The organism is Chania multitudinisentens RB-25 (genome assembly GCF_000520015.2).
Lineage (GTDB): Bacteria > Pseudomonadota > Gammaproteobacteria > Enterobacterales > Enterobacteriaceae > Chania > Chania multitudinisentens.
On record NZ_CP007044.2, the window covers coordinates 5,325,635 to 5,350,124 of the forward strand.

25 protein-coding genes and 3 tRNA genes are annotated in these 24,490 nt (G+C 55.3%); 7 read left to right on the forward strand and 21 right to left on the reverse strand.

What is annotated here, in order from left to right; translation table 11 throughout:
- Positions 1 to 18 precede the first annotated feature (18 nt).
- Positions 19 to 462: a ribosomal protein S18-alanine N-acetyltransferase gene (rimI, locus tag Z042_RS23670; protein ID WP_037406327.1), complete on the reverse strand. Its 444-nt coding sequence runs from the start codon at positions 460 to 462 to the stop codon at positions 19 to 21.
- Positions 407 to 847: a DNA polymerase III subunit psi gene (locus Z042_RS23675; RefSeq protein ID WP_024912077.1), complete on the reverse strand. Its 441-nt coding sequence runs from the start codon at positions 845 to 847 to the stop codon at positions 407 to 409. Before Z042_RS23675 ends, rimI begins: the two co-directional genes overlap by 56 nt.
- Positions 848 to 1,073: 226 nt before the next feature.
- Between Z042_RS23675 and rsmC the strand changes: the two genes are divergently transcribed.
- A complete protein-coding gene (rsmC, locus tag Z042_RS23680; RefSeq protein WP_024912078.1) occupies positions 1,074 to 2,114 on the forward strand; it encodes a 16S rRNA (guanine(1207)-N(2))-methyltransferase RsmC in 1,041 nt (346 codons plus the stop codon).
- 31 nt (positions 2,115 to 2,145) lie between these two features.
- On the opposite strand, the gene Z042_RS23685 is transcribed toward rsmC, so the two are convergent.
- The gene (locus Z042_RS23685; protein WP_024912079.1) at positions 2,146 to 3,138 is read right to left on the reverse strand and encodes an aldo/keto reductase; all 993 of its coding nucleotides are present in this window, start codon (positions 3,136 to 3,138) and stop codon (positions 2,146 to 2,148) included.
- A 119-nt stretch (positions 3,139 to 3,257) separates the two neighbouring features.
- On the opposite strand from Z042_RS23685, the gene Z042_RS23690 reads away from it, so the two are divergent.
- The 4 genes from Z042_RS23690 (at position 3,258) to Z042_RS23705 (ending at position 4,596) form a co-directional block, all read left to right on the forward strand.
- Complete coding sequence (locus tag Z042_RS23690) at positions 3,258 to 4,160, forward strand: LysR family transcriptional regulator (protein ID WP_037406330.1); 903 nt, start codon at positions 3,258 to 3,260, stop codon at positions 4,158 to 4,160.
- Positions 4,161 to 4,260: 100 nt separating this feature from the next.
- Positions 4,261 to 4,347 (forward strand) — tRNA-Leu (locus tag Z042_RS23695).
- Positions 4,348 to 4,381: 34 nt separating this feature from the next.
- A tRNA-Leu gene (locus tag Z042_RS23700) sits at positions 4,382 to 4,468 on the forward strand.
- Positions 4,469 to 4,509: 41 nt separating this feature from the next.
- Positions 4,510 to 4,596: transfer RNA gene (locus Z042_RS23705), tRNA-Leu, on the forward strand.
- 75 nt (positions 4,597 to 4,671) lie between these two features.
- Here the strand turns inward: Z042_RS23705 and Z042_RS23710 are convergent.
- Positions 4,672 to 4,956 (reverse strand): DUF1435 family protein, encoded by a 285-nt coding sequence (locus Z042_RS23710; RefSeq protein WP_024912080.1) that lies wholly within the window; start codon positions 4,954 to 4,956, stop codon positions 4,672 to 4,674.
- Between the two features lie 274 nt (positions 4,957 to 5,230).
- On the opposite strand from Z042_RS23710, the gene ampH reads away from it, so the two are divergent.
- Entirely contained in the window at positions 5,231 to 6,373 is a 1,143-nt protein-coding gene (gene ampH, locus Z042_RS23715) for a D-alanyl-D-alanine-carboxypeptidase/endopeptidase AmpH (RefSeq protein WP_024912081.1), read from the forward strand.
- A gap of 77 nt (positions 6,374 to 6,450) precedes the next feature.
- Here the strand turns inward: ampH and hpaC are convergent, their stop codons facing one another.
- The 11 genes from hpaC to Z042_RS23770 all read right to left on the reverse strand — a co-directional run bounded on the left by hpaC (position 6,451) and on the right by Z042_RS23770 (position 16,932).
- Positions 6,451 to 6,963 (reverse strand): 4-hydroxyphenylacetate 3-monooxygenase, reductase component, encoded by a 513-nt coding sequence (hpaC, locus tag Z042_RS23720; RefSeq protein ID WP_024912082.1) that lies wholly within the window; start codon positions 6,961 to 6,963, stop codon positions 6,451 to 6,453.
- Between the two features lie 17 nt (positions 6,964 to 6,980).
- Entirely contained in the window at positions 6,981 to 8,543 is a 1,563-nt protein-coding gene (hpaB, locus tag Z042_RS23725) for a 4-hydroxyphenylacetate 3-monooxygenase, oxygenase component (RefSeq protein ID WP_024912083.1), read from the reverse strand.
- A 230-nt stretch (positions 8,544 to 8,773) separates the two neighbouring features.
- Positions 8,774 to 9,655: a 4-hydroxyphenylacetate catabolism regulatory protein HpaA gene (gene hpaA / locus Z042_RS23730; RefSeq protein ID WP_024912084.1), complete on the reverse strand. Its 882-nt coding sequence runs from the start codon at positions 9,653 to 9,655 to the stop codon at positions 8,774 to 8,776.
- Positions 9,656 to 9,712: 57 nt separating this feature from the next.
- Positions 9,713 to 11,083: a 4-hydroxyphenylacetate permease gene (gene hpaX / locus Z042_RS23735; RefSeq protein ID WP_024912085.1), complete on the reverse strand. Its 1,371-nt coding sequence runs from the start codon at positions 11,081 to 11,083 to the stop codon at positions 9,713 to 9,715.
- An 11-nt stretch (positions 11,084 to 11,094) separates the two neighbouring features.
- The gene (hpaI, locus tag Z042_RS23740; protein ID WP_024912086.1) at positions 11,095 to 11,889 is read right to left on the reverse strand and encodes a 4-hydroxy-2-oxoheptanedioate aldolase; all 795 of its coding nucleotides are present in this window, start codon (positions 11,887 to 11,889) and stop codon (positions 11,095 to 11,097) included.
- 11 nt (positions 11,890 to 11,900) lie between these two features.
- Positions 11,901 to 12,704 carry a 2-oxo-hept-4-ene-1,7-dioate hydratase gene (gene hpaH, locus Z042_RS23745; protein WP_024912087.1) on the reverse strand — a complete coding sequence of 268 codons (804 nt, stop codon included), beginning with the start codon at positions 12,702 to 12,704 and terminating at the stop codon, positions 11,901 to 11,903.
- A 17-nt stretch (positions 12,705 to 12,721) separates the two neighbouring features.
- Positions 12,722 to 13,114, reverse strand: coding sequence for a 5-carboxymethyl-2-hydroxymuconate Delta-isomerase (locus Z042_RS23750; RefSeq protein WP_024912088.1), 393 nt, complete (start codon positions 13,112 to 13,114; stop codon positions 12,722 to 12,724).
- A gap of 9 nt (positions 13,115 to 13,123) precedes the next feature.
- Positions 13,124 to 13,981, reverse strand: a complete 858-nt coding sequence (gene hpaD, locus Z042_RS23755; RefSeq protein WP_024912089.1) for a 3,4-dihydroxyphenylacetate 2,3-dioxygenase — start codon at positions 13,979 to 13,981, stop codon at positions 13,124 to 13,126.
- A 100-nt stretch (positions 13,982 to 14,081) separates the two neighbouring features.
- Complete coding sequence (hpaE, locus tag Z042_RS23760; RefSeq protein WP_024912090.1) at positions 14,082 to 15,536, reverse strand: 5-carboxymethyl-2-hydroxymuconate semialdehyde dehydrogenase; 1,455 nt, start codon at positions 15,534 to 15,536, stop codon at positions 14,082 to 14,084.
- Positions 15,536 to 16,297 carry a fumarylacetoacetate hydrolase family protein gene (locus Z042_RS23765; RefSeq protein WP_024912091.1) on the reverse strand — a complete coding sequence of 254 codons (762 nt, stop codon included), beginning with the start codon at positions 16,295 to 16,297 and terminating at the stop codon, positions 15,536 to 15,538. The genes hpaE and Z042_RS23765 overlap by 1 nt, the downstream gene beginning before the upstream one ends.
- Before the next feature lie 2 nt (positions 16,298 to 16,299).
- On the reverse strand, positions 16,300 to 16,932 hold the full coding sequence (locus Z042_RS23770) for a fumarylacetoacetate hydrolase family protein (RefSeq protein ID WP_024912092.1): 633 nt from the start codon (positions 16,930 to 16,932) through the stop codon (positions 16,300 to 16,302).
- Positions 16,933 to 17,331: 399 nt separating this feature from the next.
- On the opposite strand from Z042_RS23770, the gene hpaR reads away from it, so the two are divergent.
- A complete protein-coding gene (hpaR, locus tag Z042_RS23775; protein WP_024912093.1) occupies positions 17,332 to 17,784 on the forward strand; it encodes a homoprotocatechuate degradation operon regulator HpaR in 453 nt (150 codons plus the stop codon).
- A 56-nt stretch (positions 17,785 to 17,840) separates the two neighbouring features.
- Here the strand turns inward: hpaR and Z042_RS23780 are convergent, their stop codons facing one another.
- From Z042_RS23780 to Z042_RS23805, 6 genes are all read right to left on the reverse strand, one after another.
- Positions 17,841 to 18,635, reverse strand: a complete 795-nt coding sequence (locus Z042_RS23780; protein WP_024912094.1) for a MoaF C-terminal domain-containing protein — start codon at positions 18,633 to 18,635, stop codon at positions 17,841 to 17,843.
- Positions 18,636 to 18,645: 10 nt separating this feature from the next.
- A complete protein-coding gene (locus Z042_RS23785) occupies positions 18,646 to 19,434 on the reverse strand; it encodes an SDR family NAD(P)-dependent oxidoreductase (RefSeq protein ID WP_024912095.1) in 789 nt (262 codons plus the stop codon).
- Positions 19,427 to 20,014 carry a DUF3156 family protein gene (locus tag Z042_RS23790; protein ID WP_024912096.1) on the reverse strand — a complete coding sequence of 196 codons (588 nt, stop codon included), beginning with the start codon at positions 20,012 to 20,014 and terminating at the stop codon, positions 19,427 to 19,429. Before Z042_RS23790 ends, Z042_RS23785 begins: the two co-directional genes overlap by 8 nt.
- Positions 19,989 to 21,485, reverse strand: coding sequence for an APC family permease (locus Z042_RS23795; RefSeq protein WP_024912097.1), 1,497 nt, complete (start codon positions 21,483 to 21,485; stop codon positions 19,989 to 19,991). Before Z042_RS23795 ends, Z042_RS23790 begins: the two co-directional genes overlap by 26 nt.
- Before the next feature lie 125 nt (positions 21,486 to 21,610).
- Entirely contained in the window at positions 21,611 to 22,771 is a 1,161-nt protein-coding gene (locus tag Z042_RS23800; protein WP_024912098.1) for an anaerobic sulfatase maturase, read from the reverse strand.
- Positions 22,768 to 24,459, reverse strand: a complete 1,692-nt coding sequence (locus Z042_RS23805) for an arylsulfatase (protein ID WP_024912099.1) — start codon at positions 24,457 to 24,459, stop codon at positions 22,768 to 22,770. Before Z042_RS23805 ends, Z042_RS23800 begins: the two co-directional genes overlap by 4 nt.
- Positions 24,460 to 24,490 lie beyond the last annotated feature (31 nt).

Genomic DNA, 24,490 nt, shown 5'->3' on the forward strand with positions numbered 1-24,490 from the left:
GCTATGCAAACAACTGCGCTACCCCAGCGGCAGCGCCATCACGATGGCATCTTCGCGACCATGGGCGGCTGGATAATAGTTGCGGCGCACCGTAACTTCGTTAAACCCGAGATCTTCGTATAACGCGATTGCCCCACGGTTGGAGGCGCGCACTTCCAGCCACAGCGTGACGATGCCGCGCGTTTCCAACTGTTCAACCAGCGCGGTTAATAACCTGCGGCCAAAGCCCCGGCGCTGCCAGTTTGGGTGAATAGCTATGTTAAACAGCGTGGCTTCATCCAGCACCACCTGAGTAATGGCAAAGCCTGCCATCTGCCCCTCGGCTTCCAGCTTCAGGTTAAGGTAACGCTCACCCTGATTGCTGGCGAATGTTGCCTCCGTCCAAGGAAAAGCGTGGCTGGCGTGTTCAATCTTGAAGGCTGTGGCCAAATCGGCCGCTGTCAGGGGTGAAATGTTGTTCATAATAATGACAAATCTGCTGCCAGAGTGCGCGTTTGGCACTCGCATCTTGAGAAAGCTCGGCCAACGCCGGGCTGTATAATTGAGCCCCCGCCAGCGCCAGTGGTTCTGCAATACCGAGCCGCCAACTGTTACACGCAGTATCAGCCGGCAGCATCACCACTTGATCTGGCGTCAGGCCGTAAGTTTGTCCCGGCGTCAGCCCTAAGCTGTGCAATACATCGCAGAAGAGCGGATCGTGCCGGTCGGGCAATACCTGCGCGATCACCAGCAAACGCACGTCTGGCGGCAGGCTAACCGCAATTTCTCCGCGCAACACAGCTGGGCGGCGCAATATCCATTGCGTAATCCCCAACTGTTGTAACAACTCGTCGCGTCTTGATGCCATGCCGATCCTTATGTAGTAGGCACTATGCTACCCAAAATAATTCGAGTTGCTTGTAGGCAGTAAACGAACGAAGCCAACCCCCAAGCAACGTGAAGTATGACGCGTATATGCTAACAAACCCACTCAGCTCGCGCCATGGCAGATATCCTCACAAGTAGATAAACCCGTCGAACATCTCGCCACAAAGCTCTATAATCCGTCTCCTAATTTTGAGGAGCTAAATTTGATGTCTGCATTAACCCCCGCCAGTGAAGTGATGCTGCGCCACAGTGATGAATTTATTGAACGCCGCGTACTGTTTGCGGGCGATCTACAGGATACTCTACCGGCCCAATTCGAGGCCGCAGACGTGCGTGTCCATACCCAGCAATACCATCACTGGCAGTTACTGAACCGGACGATGGGTGAGAAGGCACAATTTGGTCTAACGGTCGATCCCACTTTTATTGCTGGCTGCGATACGCTGGTGTATTACTGGCCGAAAAGTAAGCAAGAAGCGCAGTTCCAACTGTGTAATTTGTTGTCTCTGCTGCCGGTAGGAGCAGAAATCTTTGTCGTCGGCGAAAACCGCAGCGGTGTGCGTAGCGCGGAACAAACCGTGGAAGGCCACGTTGCCTTGGCAAAAATCGACAGCGCCCGCCGCTGTGGCCTGTATCATGGCCGCGTAGATGCCCAGACCGAATTTGCGCTGGCAGACTGGTGGGAAAGCTACCAGTTGCACGATCTGGAAGTCCAAACGCTGCCGGGTGTCTTTAGCCGCGACGGCCTGGACGTAGGCAGCTCATTGCTGCTTTCCACGCTGGAAAAACACATGAAAGGCAAAGTGCTGGATGTGGGCTGCGGTGCCGGTGTGATGGCTTCGGTGATCGCCAAACTGTCGCCGAAAGTAAAACTGACCCTGAGCGACGTTAGTGCCGCCGCGGTGGAGTCGAGCCGCGCGACGCTTGCCGCTAACGGTATTGAAGGTGAAGTGATCGTCAGTAACGTCTATTCCGACATTACTGGCCGTTTCGACATGATCGTTTCCAACCCGCCGTTCCATGATGGCCTGGCCACCAGCCTGACCGCCGCAGAAACCCTGATCCGCGGCGCAGTAAAGCATCTGCCTGTTGGCGGCCAACTGCGCATCGTGGCAAACGCCTTTTTGCCGTACCCAGACCTGCTAGACGCTACTTTTGGCAGCCACGAAGTGCTGGCGCAAAATGGCCGCTTCAAAGTCTATCAAGCTACCGTTGGCCGCCCAGCGCGTACCCCGAAGAAGAAATAAAGAATCAGGGGCAACCATTTGCCCCTTTGATTTACCCATTGAGATGAGCCATGCCGATCTGCGTATAGCGTGCTCCTGCCGCCACAGAGAACGGGAATACCGCTTCAATAGCCGCTAATTCCGGTGCGCTCAGCGTGATATCCGCCGCCGCAACGTTCTCTTCCAGATAACGCCGGCGCTTGGTGCCTGGGATCGGTACAATGTGCTCCCCTTGTGCCATCACCCACGCCAATGCCAGTTGTGAAGGCGCAACCCCTTTCTGTTTAGCCAAGTCGCTGACTTTGCTGACCAGTTCCAGGTTTTTCGCAAAGTTCTCTCCCTGAAAACGCGGGTTACCACGGCGAAAATCATCCTCAGCCAAATCATCCAACTGCTGAATCGCCCCGGTCAAGAAACCACGCCCCAGCGGACTGTAGGCCACAAAACCAATCCCCAAACGTTCACAGGCAGCCAGTTGGCCCTGTTCTGCATCTCTGCTCCACAAGGAATATTCAGTCTGCAACGCAGTGATAGGGTGCACTTTATGCGCCCGTTCCAATGTAGCCACCGAAGCCTCGCTCAGCCCGATATAGCGGATTTTCCCTTCTTTGATCAAATCCGCCATCGTACCCACCACCTCTTCAATCGGCACTAGGGGATCGACACGGTGTTGATAGTAAAGATCGATAGTGTCCACCCCCAAACGTTGCAGGCTGCCTTCCACCGAACGGCGAATATATTCCGGTTTGCTGCTCACACCACGGGCATTCGGATCGGCCGGATCGCGCACAATACCGAACTTGGTTGCCAAAAATACGCTATCGCGCTTGCCTTTAATCGCTTTACCCACCAGTTGTTCATTGGTGTGTGGGCCGTACATGTCGGCGGTATCCAGCAGCGTAACCCCCAGTTCCAACGCCCGGTGCAGCGTAGCGAACGCCTCTTTTTCATCGCTGCCAGTGGGATAGAAATCGCTCATGCCCATGCAGCCCAACCCCAGTGCCGAGACGATAGGGCCATTGGAACCTAATTGACGTTGTTGCATTGTGCTGTCCTCATTGAGCGGTCTATGTTGCAACAAAGTCTGGTTGTTTATCCTGTAAAGATAAATAATGGAAATTGCACATCACTGTTCATAAATCGCTAACAATGGCAGGCGGAAAGATGGATCATATTCAAGCCATGCGGATCTTTACCCGTATCGTGGAACTGGGTAGCTTCAGCCGCGCAGCCGAACACCTGCAACTGCCGCGCGCCACGGTCAGTAATACGCTGAAACGCCTGGAACAGCGGCTCGGTGTGCGCTTGTTACTACGCACAACGCGGCAGGTGCACATCACCGCAGAAGGTACGCTGTACTATCAGCGGTGCCTACAACTGCTGGATGCGCTGGAAGAAGCCGATACATTATTCCACCACCACAAACTGCAACCGGCGGGCAAAGTACGCATCGATATGCCCCACTCGCTGGCGCGGGAAATCGTTATCCCTGCCTTGAAAGATTTTTACCAACGTTACCCGGAGATTGAGCTGGCGCTGGGAGCCAACGACACGCATGTCAACCTGCTGCGTGAAGGTGTAGATTGCGTACTGCGTGCCTGGGAAACCGCAGATGATACGCTGGTTGCCCGGCGTATCGCCCAAATGCCACAGCTGACCTGTGCCTCGCCCGCCTATCTACGGGCATTTGGTGTACCGCAGTCCATCGACGAACTACACCACCACCAAGCCGTGGGCTATTTTTCATTTACCAGCAACCGTAGCTACCCACTGGAGTTTTGCCGCAACGGCAGCGTTGAATTACGCGAGTTGCCAAGCAAATTAAGCGTCAGCGGGGCCGATGCCTATACCAGCGCTTGCCGCGCAGGAATGGGGTTGATTCAAGGTGCCCGCTACTCACTGGTCCCTTGGTTGAAAACGGGTGAAATGGTGGAAGTCTTAGCCGCCACGCCACCGCCGCCGATGCCAATCTACATCATGTATCCCCCAGGCCGTTTCCTCGCGCCACGCGTCAGGGTATTGATTGATTGGCTGATTGTCTTATTTGATCGTTATGAAAAACACTGATGTGCCGTTTTTTACGGCAAACACCGATAAACCGGGAAATAATTATTGACGTCCCGGCCAAAATCTCTAGAATTCGCCTCCGTGGTTGTGTTTCTGGCAGGCGAAGGTGGCGGAATTGGTAGACGCGCTAGCTTCAGGTGTTAGTGTCCTTACGGACGTGAGGGTTCAAGTCCCTCTCTTCGCACCAAACAATCACATGATTTATATTGCACAGCATCTGTGCGAAGGTGGCGGAATTGGTAGACGCGCTAGCTTCAGGTGTTAGTGTTCTTACGGACGTGAGGGTTCAAGTCCCTCTCTTCGCACCACGCTGGTGAAGTAATATAAATCAAAACAATGCATCGGCTGTGCGAAGGTGGCGGAATTGGTAGACGCGCTAGCTTCAGGTGTTAGTGTCTTTACGGACGTGAGGGTTCAAGTCCCTCTCTTCGCACCAATCGATGGATTTCCTTCCTTCATGTTTCAAATCAAGCCAATAAAAACTTAACACGCTCAGGCGTGGTTTTGCGTTTCAGTTAACGTTGAAATGCAGGCTGATTGCAGCCACCCCGCCGGCTAATGCCATAAAAGAAGGCAACAGCAGATAATGGCGCCAGCGGCTGTTGAACAACATCACCAACGTAACCAGCATGGCAATAGCAATCATGGTACGCAGCTGCATCATATTGAGGCCAATCAAAGCCAGCAGCAACATCAGGGTGCAGGGCAATAATACTCCCCAGGCGCTGGCAAGGCGCTTACCCAGGTACCCACCCACGATCCCCAACCCGCATACGGCGATTATCACAGCAATCATGATAACCTCCCTTAGTTGATAATGATAACCAATATCATATATCACTTTTTTTCACTGCGCATCCTGTTATCGAATGCGGCTTTTCCAAGCCATTTCCACAGGCTGAAATATCGACTCAATGCCGTATCAAGTGAAAAACCTCCGCTACGGCAGGTAAAAAACACCAGAAGTCAGCCTCATTGTTACTTTTCCACATGCCATTAAGCCAATAGCGCATTACACTAAGAAAAGACTTTTGCTCTTCTTTACAGCATTTTAAAATGGAAAACGATCGTTGAAGACCTCATTCTCCGCTGTATTACTGGCATTGGGCCTGTGTGCCACACCGCTGTTCGGCCAAGCCGCAGCCCCTCAATTGACCTCACAGATTGTCGATCAATACGCCGAACATATTTTTTTCAATAGCGGCGCAACCGGTATGGCGCTGGTGGTGATCGATAATAATCAGGTGGTCAACCGCAGTTTTGGCGATACCAAACCGGGCAACAATCTGCGTCCACGCCCAGACTCGCTGATCCGTATTGCTTCCATCACCAAGCTGATGACCAGCGAAGTGATGGTCAAAATGGCGGCGGAAGGCAAAATAAAGCTTACCGATCCGCTGCGGAAATATGCCCCCAAAGGCGCTTATGTTCCCTCTTATAATGCACGCCAACCTATTACCCTGCTGAATCTGGCTACCCATACCAGTTCCCTGCCTCGTGAACACCCCGGTAAGAAACCGCCCAAAACGCCGGTGTTTACCTGGCCAACCAAGGCTCAGCGCTGGCAGTGGCTGGCACACGCCACTATCACCGTGCCACCGGGCGTGCGGGCCGCCTACTCCAATCTGGCCTACGATCTGCTGGCCGATGCGTTATCACGCGCCGCAGGCAAACCCTACAACGCCTTGCTGCGGGAGAAAATTACCGCTCCGTTAGGCATGGTGGACACTACGCTGACGCCCAGCCTCGAACAGTGCTCACGGTTGATGGTGGCAGCCACTGGGCCAAGCTCCTGCCGTGATACTACGGCGGCCGCAGGCAGCGGCGGTGTTTATTCAACCCCACGTGATATGCAGCGTTGGATGCAGCAGTTCCTTTCTTCCAACGCCAGCGGTGCGCGCAAACCCACAGCGATGAGTGAGCAAACCATGTATTTTCAGCGTAAGGATCTGGTTTCGCTGAAAGGGATGGATGTTCCCGGCGAAGCCGCTGCTTTGGGGCTGGGTTGGGTGTATATGGCACCGAAAGATGGCCTGCCGGGTATCATTCAGAAAACCGGCGGCGGCGGTGGTTTTATTACCTATATGGCGATGGTGCCGCAGAAAAATATCGGCGTATTCGTGGTAGTGACCCGCTCAGAGCTGACCAAGTTCGTCAATATGAGCGATCCGGTTAACCGGCTGGTCGGCGATCTGGTGGCCAATAAAGGCTGATTTATGCTGCCAGCACGGGCAGCATAAACGGTGCCTGGCCGAATCAATATCGGGGCGAACAAATTCGCCCCGGCGATTTACACCGCTGCTATCTCCTGCATCAGCGAATGAAAATTGCGTTTAAAGTAGATCAGGCCATTGTCTGCCTCGCTAAGCGCAATCTGTTTGATCTGCACCAGATACACCTGATGAGTGCCGATACTCTGGATCTGTTCGATCTCCCCGGCCAGGCTGGTTAGCGTATGGCGCAGCACCGGCAGGCCAAGCATACCGCAGTACCACTCCTCCACCCGAAAACGATCTTCCATACAGATATCGGTCATGCCAGCAAAATGGCGTGCCATCTGCTCTTGTTTATGATTCAGCACATTGATACACAGCCGGCCATTCTGCTGAAAGACCGGGTTCATGGCACTGTTACGATTGATGCATACCAGCAGCGTTGGCGGGGTATCCGTTACCGAACAGACCGCCGTGGCGGTGATACCGCAGCGCCCTGCCGGGCCGTCGGTGGTGATGATATTCACCGCGGCGGGCAGACTGGCCATTGCGTCACGAAAACGCAGGCGATGTTCATTTTCCTGAGACATAGTGACCACTCCTCAGATTACTTCAGCAATGTATCTAACCGATCGATATCGGTGTTGTTGTGCAGGTGCGGTACTTTCCAGCCATGCTGGTCGTAGTCGGACAAGCATTTGTCAACCATCTGCATCATCTGCCCCATCGCCCCGGAATTTTGCGCATGGCGCAGGCATTGCAGGCGGATTTCATCCTGGCTCCCGGCATAGTTGATTTCATACAGCTCATGGCGGCCCCCAAATTCACTGCCGATGGCGTCCCACATCAGCTTGAGGATCTTGATGCGTTCCACATGATCCATACCGTTGGAGCCGCGTACATACTGTGCCAGATACTTATTGATTTCCGGGTTGTGCATATCACGCACGCTGGAAGGCAGGTAAATCAGCCCGCTGGTCACATTGCTTTCGATGATATTTTTCACCTTCGCATAGGCCATTGGCGCCATCACACGATAGGTTTGCAGCGCAGCGGTGTCCGGCAGATAAGCCCCGTTTTCCCACGGGGTTGCTTCGGCACACATGGCATCACTCAGCGACCAGAACAGGTTGCGCCAAGCCACCACCTCGCCGAGATCGGCCTGCACCCCACGGAACTCCAGCACGCCGGTACATTCCAGGCTCTTTTGCAATAACGCGGTGATAAAGTCCATTTTCACTGCCAGGCGTACACAGGCTTGCAGCGGGAACAGCCGGGCAAAGCCTCCTTGGGTGCTCCAGCGGCGGCAGCGGTCAAAATCGCGGTAGATCAGCACGTTCTCCCACGGGATCAGCACATGATCCATCACCAGGATCGCATCGTTCTCGTCAAAACGGCTGGAAAGCGGATAATCAAACGGCGAGCCGGTGAGGCCAGCCACCAATTCGTAAGAAGCACGGGAAATCAGTTTCACGCCTGCGGCATCCATCGGTGCCACAAACATCAGCGCAAAATCCGGGTTATCCCCCATCACCTGCGCCGAGCCAAAACCGATAAAATTGTAGTGGGTCAGCGCCGAGTTGGTCGCCACCACCTTCGCACCGCTGACAATAATCCCGGCATCGGTTTCTTTCTCAACCTGGATATAGACATCTTTTACCTCGTCAGCCGGTTTATGGCGATCGATCGGCGGGTTGACGATGGCATGATTAAAGTACAGGCCGGTTTCCTGAATACGCTGATACCAATGGCGCGCATTGTCAGCAAACTGACCATAAAACTCAGGATAGGCTCCCAACGCGCAGCCAAAGGCCGCTTTGTAGTCCGGCGTGCGCCCCATCCAGCCATAGCTCTGGCGCGACCAGTCGGCGATGGCATCACGCTGCTGGCGCATTTCTTCTGGGCCACGGGCATAGCGGAAGAATTTATGGGTATAGCCACCGTTACCAGTGTCGGTATTCCAGCACAGGCGATCGTGGCTGGCAGGAGCGTGCAACGCATCGTAAAGCTGGCCAACAGAAGCCGCGGAGTTACGGAATGCCGGGTGGGTGGTGACATCCTTGACCCGTTCGCCGTAGATATAAACTTCACGGCTGTCTTTCAGGCTACTCAGGTATTCTGCGCCGGTAAACGGGCGCTTGCTGTCGGCACGAAAGTCTTCTGGTTTCATCTGATGTTCCTCGCAATGCGCTCTGGCGATCAGGCAGTGGACCCGACTCATTGTTAATGTAATGTTGGTTTTTGGTTATTGAATTGAAGCGCTGAACATCAATGGCGGGAAGATACTTTTGCGGCAATCACCGGTACTTTTCAGTTAGGCTGGCGGTTTTCGTGGCAAACTGTGATACAGGTTACGAAACAGAAAAATGGTAGGGGCCGAACCAGCTTGCCCCTAACGTTTTACCGGGCACGATAAGCAGAAGGTGAACAACCTTCTAACCGGTTGAAAAAGCGGGCGAAATAGGCGGGATCTTTAAACCCTAGGCTGTAGGCCGTTTCATGCACCGTACAAGCGCTAAACAGCAGCATACGTTTCGCCTCACGCAGCAGGCGATCGAAGATCAAACGTTTCGGCGGCCGATTGGCAAAACGGCGGCACAAATCATTCAGGCGCGATTCCGTTACGCCCAGCACCTGAGCATATTCCGGCACCGACAGGTGCTCGCGGAACCGTTCATCCACCATCTTGTTGAAACGCTGAAACAGTTTCAGTTCACTGCGCATGCCACTGGCCGCCTGATCCTCCAGCGAAGTATTGCGCAGTAACAGCGTAAAAACCGCCTGGGCCAACAACATCAGCGTTTGCTCCCGGCCAACCATTTTTTGGCTGAACTCACGGCGAATTAACGCCCAGTAATGGCTGAGCGCCGCCAACTCCTGTGGCGCATCGGCCAGTGACAGGCAAATTCCCGGCATTTCCAGCGCCAGATTGCTGCCCGGATATAACCGCTCCAGCACCGGCCAGATCAGCTCCTGCCGCACCGTCAGCACGTGCCCATCGCTGTCTGGTTCGGTAAAAAAGGTATGGGGTACAGAGGGGGGCGTGAGAATGAACAGCGGGGCCTGTACCGAATATTGTTGATCGTCAAGCTGCAATTCTATTTGGCCGGTTTCCAGAAAATGCACCTGGAAAAAGCTTTCATGCCAATGTACCTGCATGTCACGGCCAAAAAACGCCGCCAGGCCCGCGAAGGTTTCATAGTGCACTTCATCAGTGGCATAACGTGCGTCATACTCTTTGCAAATATCAAGATTGGCAATAAAGCTGGCATTTTTCTGCACGCGATCCTCCGGTGACAAGATGAGGGGCTCAATCTGCCGAACCCCTGCATTTTTGTTTTAAGGTGTGGCACGCGGCCGTGAATCCTTCATCGGGATACGCCAGACCAACACCGCACCGATAATCAGCAACGCCGAGACAAAATACAGCCCGGAGTTGAAGCTGCCGGTGGCATCCTTGAACCAGCCAATCAGCAGTGGGCTGACCGCCGAACCGATGTTGCCGGTGGCATTGATCACCGCAATCCCTACCGCACGCGCCTCCAGGCTGATCGATTGATCCGGTGTCGTCCAGAAGATCGCCATTGCCGTGAATGAACCCACTGACGCCATCACAATCCCCAACAGCTGGATCATGCTGTGATTGGTGGCCGAAGCCAGCAGCCAGCCGGCGGCGGCGAACAGATAAGGCAATGCCGTGTGATGTTTGCGCTCCTGCAACCGATCCGAACGTTTACTCCACCAAATCATACCGGCAATGGTACAGATTTGCGGAATGGCTGCCAGAATGCCGATCACAATGTTGCTACTGCCCTGGTTAAAGCTTTGCAGGATCTGTGGCGTCCAGATATTAATGGCGCTCAGGGTATTGGTCAGGCAGAAATAGGCCAACGTATACATCAGCACAATCGGCGTCAGCACTTCACGCCACAGGCTGCGCTGCTGCATGGCCCGGTGGCTGCGCGGCCCGTCTGGCTGCACCAGTTGCAGCTTGTCTGCTTCCATCATCGCTTTCAGGCTGCTTTTTTCTTCGTCGGTCAGCCATTTGGCTTTGGCGGGCGTATCGTCAAGATAGAACCACACCACCACGCCCAGAATGATGGAGGGGATACCTTCCAGCAGGAACAGCCACTGCCAGCCCTTAAGGTTCAGCATCCCATCCATCGCCAGAATATAACCGGATACCAGCGAGCCCAACGCCATGGTCACCGGCATGGCGATCATAAACAGCGCATTGGCCCGAGCGCGATAAAATGCCGGGAACCAATAGGTGAGATATACCAGAATCCCCGGCAGGAAACCCGCTTCGGTGATACCGACGATCATACGTAAGATATAAAGGCTGGTTGGCCCGGTCGCGAACATGGTACAGGTGGAGGCAATGCCCCACAGCACCATAATGGTGGCGATCCAACGCCGTGCCCCCACGATGCTCAGCATCATGTTACTGGGGATACCAAACAGCACGTAGGTGACATAAAACAGCGTTGCAGCCAAGCCGAACATGGTGGAGCTCAGGCCGAGATCCTTCCCCATGGTCAAACCGGCAAACCCGATGTTGATGCGATCAAGAAACGAAAAAACAAACAGTACGAACAAGAAAACAATCAGGCGCCGAAATAACTTTTTAATCACCGATTGCTCGGCGGCGGTTAACGCTTTATGTTGCTGGGCCGGGTTGAGTGGCTCCAGTGAATCGACGTTGTTCATGGTAGCTCCGATTAATAGACGCTCGGGGGTTGCAGTGTGGGTTTATCCTGCTTGAAACGGCTGGCCAGGGATTCCGCCGCCCGTGCCAGCAACGTGGTGTCCACCCCTACGGCAACAAACAATGCACCAGATTCCAGATAATGCTCTGCCAACGCTGGCTGAGCCGTCAGGATCCCCGGGGCTTTACCCGCAGCACGGATACGCGCAATGGCATCATCAATTGCCCGCTGCACTTCGGGGTGCTGCGGATTGCCCGCAAACCCCATATCAGCGCTCAAGTCCGCCGGGCCGATAAATACCCCATCTACCCCTTCTACCTGCAAAATGGCATCCAGATTACTCACCGCTTCACGGGTTTCGATCTGCACCAGCACACACATTTGGCTGTCTGCCTGTTGCAGATAATCGGGTATCCGGTTCCAGCGTGAGGCGCGCGCCAACGCACTGCCCACGCCGCGGATGCCCTGCGGTGGGTAACGGGTGGCGCGTACCGCTGCCTGTGCCTGTTCAGCATTCTGGATCATCGGGATCAGCAAAGTTTGTACACCAACATCCAGCAGTTGTTTGATCAGCACGGCATCATTCCAGGCCGGGCGCACCACCGGTTGGCTGGGATAGGGCGCTACTGCCTGCAACTGGCCGAGCACCGTTTGCACGTTGTTTGGCGCATGTTCACCGTCAATCAGCAGCCAGTCGAACCCGGCACCGGCCAGCAGCTCGGCACTGTAGCTGCTGCATAGCCCCAGCCACAGGCCGATTTGCGGGCGTTTTTCCTGTAGCGCCTGTTTGAATGAGTTAGTTAGCATGGCATTCCTCCTTAAACAAACCGGCAGCTGATGCAGCCCATCGGGCCGTAATCGGCATGGAAAGTATCACCGCGCCGTGCAGGCACTGGCCGGGTAAAAGAGCCCCCGAGGATGATCTGCCCAGCCTTCAGTTCCACGTCATACGGGAACAGCTTATTGGCGAGCCAGGCCACACCGTTGGCCGGATGATTCAGCACCGCCGCCGCCACGCCGGATTCTTCAATCACGCCGTTGCGATACAGCAACGCAGCTATCCAGCGCAGATCCAGCGCATCCGGCTTGATTGGCCGCCCCCCCATCACCACGCCCGCGTTGGCCGCATTGTCAGAAATGGTGTCAAACACCTTACGCGGCCGCTGGGTTTGTGGATCGACGTTGTGGCTGCGCGCATCGATAATCTCCAATGCCGGAATCACATAGTCCGTGGCGTTATACACATCAAACAGGGTGCAGTTTGGCCCGCGCAGCGGTTTCGCCAGCACAAATGCCAGTTCAACTTCCACGCGCGGCACGATAAAGCGTTCGAAAGGAATATCGCTGCCGTCGTTGAAGAACATATCGTCCAGCAGCGCTCCATAATCCGGTTCGGTGATCTGCGAACTGACCTGCATGGCGCGCGAAGTCAGACCAATCTTGTGGCCTTTCAAGGTGCGCCCTTCGGCAATCTTCAGCTCAACCCACTGGCGCTGGATGGCGTAGGCATCTTCGATGGTGATTTCCGGGTGATCCAGCGACAACGCGCGAATCTGCTCCCGGTTCTGTTCCGCCTGATGCAGGCGCTGCACGGCTCGGCTCAGTACGTCTTGATCCAGCATTTACGGTTCTTCCTTTTTCAGTCTTTCGCTTTACTAAACAACGCATGAACGTTGTTTTGCTTGTAGTTCAGCACGGGATCTAATTCTTCCAGGGTGAAAGAAAGCGCCAGATAACGGTTAGCCATCAACACGGAAAAGTGATCCTTGATCAGGATAAACAGCATTTCTGCCACCTGCTGACGGCTTTCCAGGCTGCGCCCGTGGCCAATCTTCAACGTCATATGCACAAAGGCATAATTCTGTTTGCCATCGGCCATTTGCCAGGTATCCAGCCAGATCGCCCGGCTGCGGATGCCCGCCAGCGGGAAAATGCCGGTTTCTGCCAGCGCGTGGTGCACTTTGGCAAACAGCGCGGGTAAATCCGCCTCACGGCGGATGTTGTCGGTACATTCAGCGTAAAAATGGGGCATACAGGCACCTCAGGCTTCAGCCGGTAATGGGAACACCGCATTAACCTGCCCAGTGCCGGAGCTGGCAAACAGTGGGGTAACAAACTCCACCTGGCCTTGATATTTGTCCCAGCCCAACAAGCCCAGCAGCATGACGGTGTCGTGCATGTTGCCTTCGCCAAAGCAGTAGTTGGCGTATTCCGGCAACATTTCACAAAACTCAGGGAAACGCCCTTCTGCCCACAGTTTCACAACGCGTTCATCCATTTGGTGGTCGAACTCACGGGTATAACTGTTCATGCCCTGTTCGGCCCGCTGATCGTCAATAAAACGGTGGGAAAGCGAACCGCTGGCCAACACCGCCACGGTGCCATCGTATTTCTCAATCGCGGTTTTGATCGCTTCGCCCAAGCGGCGGCTGTCGGCGAAATCATGCACGGTGCAGAATGCTGAGATGGAAACCACCTTGAAATGCCGATCGCTGTTCATATAACGCATCGGCACCAGTGTGCCGTATTCCAGCTCCAGGCTGGGGATCTCGTGCGCCTTGGCGCGCACCCCCAGTGTGCAGGCTTCATCAGCGATCAAGTGCCCCAATTGCGGGTTGCCGTCGTACTCATAGGTCATATCACGGATGAAGTGCGGCAATTCGTTGCTGGTATATACCCCTTTGAAGTGCTCGGTGCAGTTGATGTGATAAGCGCTGTTTACCAGCCAGTGGGTATCGAACACAATGATGGTATCGACGCCCAGTTCACGGCAGCGTGCGCCGATCTCTTTGTGCCCATCAATCGCCGCCTGGCGGCAGCCTTGGTGCTTACCCGGCAGTTCAGAAAGATACATTGATGGAACATGTGTTATTTTTGCGGCTAATGCTAACTTACCCATATATCCTCCATACCCGTCATACTCCAAGTCGCAGCGTTGTTGGCTGCCCCTCAAAATCGCCCGGGTATCAGTCCTTGGTTAATCTAAAGGGCGTGAAACCTCATACGCCCCAGCGTGGGATCGGGTGATCCCCCATGGAGATACAGACGTTTTTCATTTCGGCAAACACTTCAAAGCTGTACTCGCCCCCTTCGCGGCCGGTGCCAGAGGCTTTCACCCCGCCAAACGGCTGGCGCAGATCGCGCACGTTCTGGGTGTTGACGAAAACCATTCCCGCTTCAATATTGCGGGCCAGACGCAGTACCTTGCTGACATCCTGCGTCCAGATGTACGACGCCAGGCCGTACTCCACATCGTTGGCCATGCGCAGGCCGTCTTCTTCTGATTTGAACGGCAGGAGGCAGGCTACCGGCCCGAAAATCTCCTCCTGCGCGACGCGCATACGGTTGTCGACATCCGCCAGCACCGTTGGGCGCAGGAAGTTGCCGTGGCTCAGGCCAGCCGGTCTGTCCGGGCCGCCTGCCAGTAAAGTTGCCCCTTCTTCGATACCCAAGCGGATATAGCCAGAGACTTTTTCCCAGTGCTGCGGGCTGATCAATGCCCCTACCTGCGTATTCGGGTCTTGCGGATCGCCCACCCGCAAGCGGTTGGCGCGCTCGGCAAAGCGTTTGACGAATTCCGGGTAGATACTTTCCTGAATGAAGATGCGCGAACCGGCGGTACAGCGTTCACCGTTGATCGAGAAGATGGTGAACAGCGCGGCGTCCAGCGCACGTTCAATATCGGCATCTTCAAACACCAATACCGGCGATTTACCGCCCAGTTCCATCGAGAATTTCTTCAGCCCGGCGCTTTCAATAATGCGGCGGCCGGTCGCCGTGCCACCGGTGAAAGACACCGCACGCACATCTTTATGGCGCACCAGCGCATCGCCCGCCGTTGCCCCGTAGCCCTGCACCACGTTCAACACCCCGGCCGGAATCCCCGCTTCCAGCGCCAGTTCGCCCAGACGATCGGCAGTCAGCGGCGACAATTCAGACATTTTCAGCACCGCCGTATTACCCAGCGCCAGACAAGGCGCGGTTTTCCAGGTAGCGGTCATAAACGGCACGTTCCACGGCGACACCAGCGCACATACCCCCACTGGCTGGATCAGCGTGTAGTTGAGCATCTTGTCGTCCACCGGATAGGTGCGGCCATTCATCTGCTGACAGATTTCGGCAAAGAACTCAAAGTTGTGCGAAGCGCGTGGGATCAACACATTTTTGGTCTGGTGGATCGGCAGACCGGTATCCGCAGTTTCCATCTCGGCAATCTGCGGCACGTTCTGGTCAATCAGTTCCCCCAGGCGGCGCATCAGGCGAGCACGCTCTTTCATCGGCGTATTGGCCCACTGCGGGAAAGCCGCTTTGGCGGCGGCCACCGCCTGATCGATTTCAAGCTGGCCGCCGGAGGCCACTTCCGCCAGCACTTCACCGTTGGCCGGGTTGCTGGTGGTAAAATAGTCTTTACTGGCGACGTTTTTCCCGTTGATCCAATGGTTGATGGTTTTCATCACAGGCTCTCCTCATATTCTTTTTCACTGATGATGTGGTTGACCAAGCGGCCAATGCCCTCAATCTCCACCACCACTTCATCGCCCGGTTGCACATCGGCCAAGCCTTTCGGCGTGCCGGTGGCGATCATGTCGCCCGGCTGCAACGTCATAAACTCGCTCAAATACGCAATCAGGAACGGGATATCGAAGATCATATCGGCAGTCGTCCCACGCTGGCGCAGTTCGCCATTGACGTAAGTACTGAGCACCAGATTGTGTGGATCGTTAACATCTTCACGATCGACGATATAGGGGCCGATGGGGGTTAAGGTGTCGCGGCTTTTCACCCGCAGATTCGGCCGGTAGTAGTTTTCCAGGTAGTCACGGATCGCGTAGTCATTGCACAGGGTATAACCGGCCACATATTCCATTGCCTGCTCGCGGCTGACGTTACGGGCCGTTTTGCCGATCACCGCCACCAGTTCGGCTTCATAGTGCATGTAATCCACACCCGCAGGGCGCACCGACACCTGGCGGTGGCCGGTCAGGCTGTTTGGCCCTTTCAGGAATACCAAGGGTTCTTCTGGTGCTTTAAATTCCAGTTCACTGGCGTGATCGGCGTAATTCAGCCCGAGGGCGAACACCGTCCCTTGTGCGGGCGGCAGCCACTCCACGTCGTATTCATCCAGCTTGCTGCCGTCCGGCAGCGTCACCTGCAACTGGTCATCAACGGTGACATTAACAATCTGGTCATGATGGCGGATACGAGCATGTTTCATGGTTATTCTCCTATCTGCATCACGTGATTAGTCAGGGCTGGTAAAGGCGAGCCTACGGCGCGCACCGTAACCCGATCGCCCGGTTTGATTTCCACCCGCTGGTGCGGCGTTCCTACCAGCACCGCATCACCGGGTTGCAGGGTAATGAAATCGCTGATAGCGGCGATTAGCTCTGGCGCCGACCGCACCAGATCGGCGGTTGACCAGCGATCCTGTTCCACCCCGTTGATTTCGGTGACGATCTCTAGCTGATCCACATTGCTCAACGGCACCACTTCACCAAACGGGCAGAAACCATCACGGCATTTGGCTTTGATCGCCGGGCGATAAAAACTGGTTTCCGGCAGGCTGACATCATTCGCCAGCGCGTAACCGGCAATGTAGTCGGCGACATTCGCTGCCGGAACCTTACGGGCGGTACTGCCAATCACCACCGCCAGCGTTGCGCCACTTTGCACCGTTTCACCAACCGGGAACGGAATGCTGCCGCCGTTGATGAGGTGGGTATTACGCGGTTTGATAAACCACACCGGCGTCTTTGGCGGGGTTTGATAAGGGGCTGTGCGAAATGCCTGATCCCAGGCATCAAGCTGGCTGCGGTGATTCAGTGCAACGGAAAAGACGGTGCCTTTCATGCAAACTCCTTCAGCGACGATACCCAAAGGATTTCCAGCTGCCGCCAACCGCACAGCAACCGGAAGAACGCAGGGTATCAACAGGGCAATGGATATTTCATTAATATGTTAATGAATAGTTTTATACGTTGTGCGTCTTTTACGCAACGCTGTTAATTTAATTTGTGATCCTGATAACGAAATATTCACAAAATAAAAACATTCATGCTATTATTCAATCTGTTAACGACTTTTAGTGGCTTTTTCCATCCCGGCCTGTATTTTTGTTTTCTCCGCTGCCGCAAACTTAGCTACTATTAATGTGTTAACAAAGACCGACCTTGCACGTAGGGGCACAGCACGCAGCCCTTTGCGATTGATACCGACAGACAAAATGCTTTAACAGTAAAGGCCATACACATGCATGAATCGTTAACCATCGCCCTGTTGCAGGCGCGTGAAACTGCCATGGGGTTTTTCCGTCCGATCCTGAAAAGCCATAATCTGACGGAGCAGCAGTGGCGTATCATTCGCGTTCTGGCTAACAACCGTTCCATTGAATTCCATGAGCTGGCAGTGGCAACCTGTATCCTGCGCCCCAGCCTGACCGGCATCCTGTCACGCATGGAGCGGGATAAACTGATTTTCCGCCTCAAACCGGTTAACGATCAGCGTAAGCTGTATGTCTCCTTGACTCCGCAGGGCCAGGAACTGTATGAAGTGGCACGCCACCAGGTTGAACAGGGGTATCAGGAGATCGAAGCCGCGTTTTCACGCCAGAAAATGGAGCAGTTGATGGCGTTGCTGGATGAGTTGACCAAGCTTAATGATGAATTGCCTGACGATATGGCGGCGCATTCCGGCGAACAATGATTCAGGCAGCCTAGGCAACCCTCTGCCAATCGGTGGCATGGGTTGCCTGGTTCCGTTTAGCCCGGCGGATACTGCGTAATGTTAAGGATCTGAGCGTGAGCCCCAACGGCAAAGTTACTCAACGCGTTGAAATCACTGCCTTGATAGCCGAGGATCTTACCGTCAGTGCGCATTCCTTGCAGATCGATCATCACCACGCCAAGCGTTGGAACGATCTTTTCGCGCCAGACAAATAGATAGAGCTTCTCCGCAACTTTCACGTAATGGCAGCGATCGACATCTGCCAGCCCTTTCTCCACGCCATCCAGGCACTGCCACGTATAGAAATGCTCATTCAGATAGATGTGTTCATAGCGCTCGGTAGGGCTGTAGGTGTAAAGATTACGCATCCCGATCAGTTCGTCGGTAAACTGCGGCCACGGAGCGGTGCTGCTGTCCAAACGGCCAAAGCGAAACTCCGCTTTCACCGCAGTTAATGGTAACCCCTGCTCAACCCGGCTGAACGCATCCAGCCGTACCTGTGCTTCATCCGGCAATTGACCATACACCGCCGTAAAGTTGCCCTGCTGGCGATCGCACACCAGAGTGATGCTGCCGTTCGCCTGTTGCGGATCGAGGAAATCAATAAACAGGATCTCCGGGCGAATGCTGGTCGCGCGATAATCAACCTGCTGTTCCCCCCAAAGCAGAGTCTGATCGTCATTAAAACGGCAGTTCACCGTTTCCCCATCAGAAAAATGGAATGCCAGCGTGTTACCGGCCAGCCCGTGCCGTTGTTCCAGCGTATGGCTCTGCGGAGCAAACCCTTCCGCCAATGCACCCACCTGAATAAATACCGCTTCTGAACTCATGTTTTGCTCCTTACAGAGACGTGAAAGCTAACGTTGGGACATCAACAATGGTGGAGCCACCATCGGCCACTAGCGTGGCGCCAGTGATGATCGAAGCCAGCGGTGAACAGAGAAAACAACAAACCTGAGCGATCTCTTCGGCACTGGCCGGGCGGCGCAGCGGCACATCACGGCAAACCCATTGGTAAGCCTGTTCCAGCGTCAGGTTATGCGCCGCCATCAACGGCTGCATCTCTTCATCGGCCATCGGCGTGGTGACCCAACCGGGGCACACCGCGTTGGCCCGCACGCCCTGCGGGCCATAATCACGGGCGATAGAGCGCATCAGGCCGATCAGCGCATGTTTGGCCGTGACGTAACCACATACGTCCGGCCCGGCTGCCAGTGAGGCAATGGAGGCCACCAACAGCAGGTTGCCACCGCTTTTCACCAGTTCCGGCAGGCAGGCACGCGCACTGGCAAACGCACTGTTAAGATTGCTGTCCAGCGCCTGCTGCCACTGAGCATCACTGACCTCAGTAATACGGCCTAAACCCATACCCCCGGCGCTGCCGATCAGGCAATCAATACGCCCGGCATGTTGCAAAATCGCAGGCAAGATCGCGTTCTGCCAGCTTGCCCCGCTGGCGGCATCCCCCACAATGGCAAATGCCCCAATCTCTTCGGCCAAAGCGTGCAACGGTGCCGGGCGGCGGCCAACGATAAATACCCGATCGCCTTCTTTCGCCAACAACCGCGCGCAAGCAGCGCCAATGCCAGTGCCAGTGCCACCACCGGTAATCACCACCACTTTACTCATCGCATTTCTCCATCAGTTGGTTAATCATCAGGAAACTGCTCAACAGTAAACGCCGCTGTTCGGCCACCAGCCGCAGGTAACGCCGCCCGGCGGGCAAACGGCTGACCACCTCTGAAGCCGCGAAGTGCTCAATATCCAGTGTCCAGTTCCCTTCGTTTAGCGCCAGCGTGGCGCGGCGGAAATCGAGCTGGGCTAAGGTTGCACCGATCTGCGGGTAACGGTGCAATGCAGCAAGCAACCGCTGAGCACCGTCATGCCTGGCGTTGGTGCGGTATATCACCCCACGGCGGCGCAGCCAGCCACCGGCCATGACACGCAATACCAGCGGTTCAGCACAGGCCGTGCGGCCCTGCAAACGAAAGCGGTGAGTAACGATATGCGCCAGAAACAGCGACTGAACCTGTTCGCAGACCTCGATCACCGGCCCCTGCGGCAGCGTGAGCCGCAGTTGGCTCGCTGCCAGCCGCTCGCAGGCATAAGGATGCAGGTTATTGACCAGGCGATTCAGCGTTGCACCCGGTTGATAGCCGGGAGGATCGCGCCGCCAGAAGCGGTTAAGTGAGGGAAGTAAGCCGATCAAACTCCACCTCCTCTTCGGCTTCCGCCTTGGCAAAGGTGCTTTCCAATACCTGTTCAACCGGCACCGGTTTAAACGGATTCACTTTCTGTACGCACAGCGTCCAGAACAGCGCATAGGCGGCCGTCAGGCCAATCATCACGCCGAAGGGAATATAAACGTCACTAGGGCTCATCCCCGGTGGGGTAATATTGAAAATCGCCAGCAAAATACCCACGCTGGAAACAATCTGCGGCAATGGGAACCAGGGGGATTTGTAAGCCCGCGGCAGATCCGGGCGGCGGATACGCAGAATCACCACTGAGCAGGTCACCAACAGATAGGCCACGCCCCAGGCACACACCGCCGCCAACACCATCGGGATGATGCGATCCAGATTGCCCTGGATGGCAAAAGCATGCACACAAGGGATCAACACCGCTGCGGCAATGGCCACCACCGGTGTTTTAAAACGCGGGTGCAGATAAGCGAAAATACGCGGCAGCGCGCCATCCAACACCATGCCGTACATAATGCGTGGCACCGCCGCCATCAACGTATTGATGGTGGCCGCACCGGCCAGCAGCAACCCGACGCCGAGCCAGTACTTACCGAAATTGCCCATCACCTGGCCCGCAAACGCCGGGATCGCCATCGGCGTCTCCAGCAGATGCACATTGTTGGCTGCATCCACCACCACGTTTTCCACCTGATGGCTGAGCGCCGCGCCATACAATGCCATGCACAGCGCCACGCCGCACAGCCCCAGCGCCATCGCACGCGGGATAACACGGTGGGATTGTTTAATCTCCGGTGCCATCGGCGTTACCAATTCACAGCCGACGAACATAAACATCGCCATGCCGACCAGGCTGAATACCGCAAAGGGATCGCTAACGTTAAGCGTACTGCCAAACCAGCTTTCCAGCGGCACTGCGTGAGGCAACAGCAGCCCGGCAATGGAAAAGATCATCAGCGTGCTCCACATGCAGAAAGTCAGTACCACTTCCGCTTTACCGAAAGCCTCAATGCCCAACGCATTCAGCAGGCCGAAGATAATCACCAACCCAACGCCGATCATCCACGAGGCGTTATAGCTTTCCACCAGGGTATTGAGATGTTCAAAATTCACCAGCGCCATAATGCCGGCAAGAATGGTTTCGGCCGTTCCGGCAAAGATATGGACGATCAGATAAGCAGACAGGGTGCCGGTAATAGCAAAAAAACGCCCCATGCCGCAGGAGATATAATCATAGACCGAGCCGGTCGTCGGCAGGATCGACGCGGCCTCAGAGAACGTAGTGAGCTGCGCCTGCATCATGATAAAAGCAATCAGCATCGCCAAGGCAAAAGTATCGCCACCGATGCCAAAGCCGCTGGTCACGGTGAGGATCACCGGACTGGCCATTATCACCCCGACCGAACTGGCTAGCGTGGTGGGGAACCCGATCTTGCCCCGTTCAAGCTGGGCGTGGAGCCGTGACGGCAGGTTCATGGTGATTTCCTCTTAGTGTTTTTTTAACCCGGTGTTGTTAACAGGTGTTGTGCTCGCCAAGGGCGGCGAACTCACTATAGGAAGTAAAGGAAAAGGCTGACTATCGTCCTTAAGGATGATAGGGATTAACTTGTGGGTGCAATCACGCTGTTACGCCAGGCAACAGCCCCTTGAGCATTCCGGGGGAAGCTGCGCAGCGGGGCCATTACTTCTGAAAAGAAGGTGTAGTACCCGGCGCACAAACGGTTGTAACGATCTTGGCCAAGATGCGCTGGGCAACCGCCCTGGCAGACGCTTTTTACGCTGCAACTCTGGCATTCACGCCGCAGGCTTTTAGTTTTGCCAAACTCCATCTCGGTGGCGGTAGCCACATACTCGGCGAACTGGCTAACGTGATCGAAACGGCCCAGATAATGCTTGGCGTCGATCAGATGATCGCAGGCGTATACGCTGCCGCTCGGCTCCATCACCAGATTGCCGCCACAGCGCTCGGCATGAACGCAATTGGGGCTGACGTGGGTAAAATATTGGGCATAAACATGCTCGATATTCATGACAAAAACCTGGCCGATATGGCCCTGGCTGCGCCAACGGCGATAAATCGCCACCATAAAGCGCCCCCAATTGGCAGCACGCAGACCATAGCCCGCCGCCGGTGCGTCACCTTCCAGCATCAGCGGCTGAAACTGTAGGTAACGCACGCCCAGCGCGACAAAATGGTCATACATCGCCTGCGCCCGATCGGTGACCCCATCGTGTACCACCACCAACAGGTTGAATTCAATCTGGTGCTGTTGCAATAAAGCGATGCCACGCAGTGCTGCATCGTAGCTGCTATTACCCCGTTTATCCGGCCGGTGCGCATCCTGAATCTGGCGATCGCCATCCAGGCTGACGCCGATAATAAACCGATGCTGCTTAAACAGGCGGCACCAGGCGTCATTCAGCAGCGTGGCGTTGGTTTGCAGGCTATTACTGATCGCCACGCCCGGTGGCGCATACTTTTGCTGTAACGCCAGCGCCTGCTTGTAAAAACCGATCCCTGCCAGCAGCGGTTCGCCGCCTTGCCAGACAAAGTTGATCTCGCGGCTATAGCGCGGCTGGCTGGCGATATATTGGCGGATAAAACTTTCCAGCAAGGCTTCATCCATTTTCTGCACTTGGCTGCGCTGCGGGTAATAGCAATAACGGCAGGCCAGATTACAGCCTGCGCCGATCGGCTTAATCAGCATATGAAACGGCACGCTGGCGCGCGGCACGGTATTCACCGGGATCGGCCTCTTCACTCAGCCACCTGCGGCTCGACACCGATATAGCGGCGGGTTTGCGGATCAATGCCAAGATAGTCAACTTCCTTGCCAACGGCTTCGATCACCATACCTTGATCAGCATAGCGCTGATATTCGGCGCTCAGCCGTTTTACCCGCTCGGGCTGGCTGGCAGCCAGATCGTGAAGTTCCAGCGGATCGTCCTGTAAATTGAATAACCCCCAAGGAGCCGTCTGCGCTTGCGCTCCACCGGCAACCAGCCGCCGCAGCTTCCATATGCCATCCATATACGCCGCCTGATTGTGCAGTTCAACAGCGTAGGTCGAACGCGGGGCTGCAACAGCCTCATCGCTGAAATAACGTTTGAAGCTGACACCCACCATCGGGATCACTGGCTTAGGTTGCAGGGCTTTGGTTGCATCAATACCGGCAAATTCATACAGCGTTGGTGCAATGTCATAGACCGCTATCGGCGTTTTATCAATACCGCCACGCTGCTTCAACTGCGGTGCAGAGATAATGAAATCGGTATTGATGCCACCCTGCCCGCTGGTGGTTTTATGATGATTAGCATACGGGGCGTTACTGACGTTCGCCCAATGTGGCCCATAAGAAATAAATGATCCTTTACGGCCGAGATTAGCGTAGCTGTTGTCAAACTGCTGCCAGAACTCAGGCTTGGAACCGTAGTAAAAACCGCTGGCCGGGTTGGCACCGTTGTCGGTGGCAAAAATGATGATGGTGTTTTTATCACGCCCGGTCTGCTGGAGAGTTTTCATCACCCCGCCGATCTGATCGTCCATATAAGCGATCATTGCCGCATATACCTGCATGGTTTTGGCAGTATATTTCTGCTGCTCCGGCGTCAGCGCCTGCCACTCTTGCTCTAACGCCAGCTGCGGCAGCGGCGTGCGATCGGAAATAATCCCCAGCGCTTTCAGCCGGTCAATGCGCTGCTGGTAGACTGGCTGATAGCCAGCGTCATACTTGCCGTCGAATTTAGCGATCCAGTCATCCGGGGCCTGTAGCGGATCGTGCGGCGCGGTAAACGCCAGATAAGCAAATACCGGCCGATCTTTTGGCGTATCGGTAATCCACTGTTGCAGCTGTGTGGCATAGGCTTTGCTGGAGTAAAAATCCTGCGGCAGGGAAACAGGCTTACCGTTCAGGGTGTAGAAAGTATGAAAAGATTCCACCGTGCCCAACGGCACCGCATCGTCAAAATGGCTGGCACCGCCGCCCATAAGTGCGAACGCTCGTTCAAAACCGCGATCGAGCGGCCTGGCTCCATCGGCATAGCCCAGGTGCCATTTACCGGCCATCATGGTGGCATAACCTGCCTCTTTAAAACGCTCAGGCATCGTTGTGACCCGCTCGGTCAGCCGCATTTCATAACCTGGCCGGGCAATGGTGCTTTCATACCACCACATCCCACCCATGCCAGCCTGCTGATTGGTGTTGCCGGTCATCAGCATCGAACGCGCCGGAGCGGACATCGGCGAGGTATAATACTGGCTCATCCGCACGCCCTGCTCCGCCAGCGCTTGCAGATTGGGCGTCGGGATTTCACCGCCGAACGGACTGATATCGGAGTAGCCCATATCATCGGCAATAATGATCAGCACGTTAGGCCGTTCACCGTCTGCCGCATGTCCCAGCCCTGATAACAGGCTACTGAGTGCTACCGCCACCGCCTTTTTCTTCATTGCCATCACCAGCTCCTTTTGTTGTGTATCC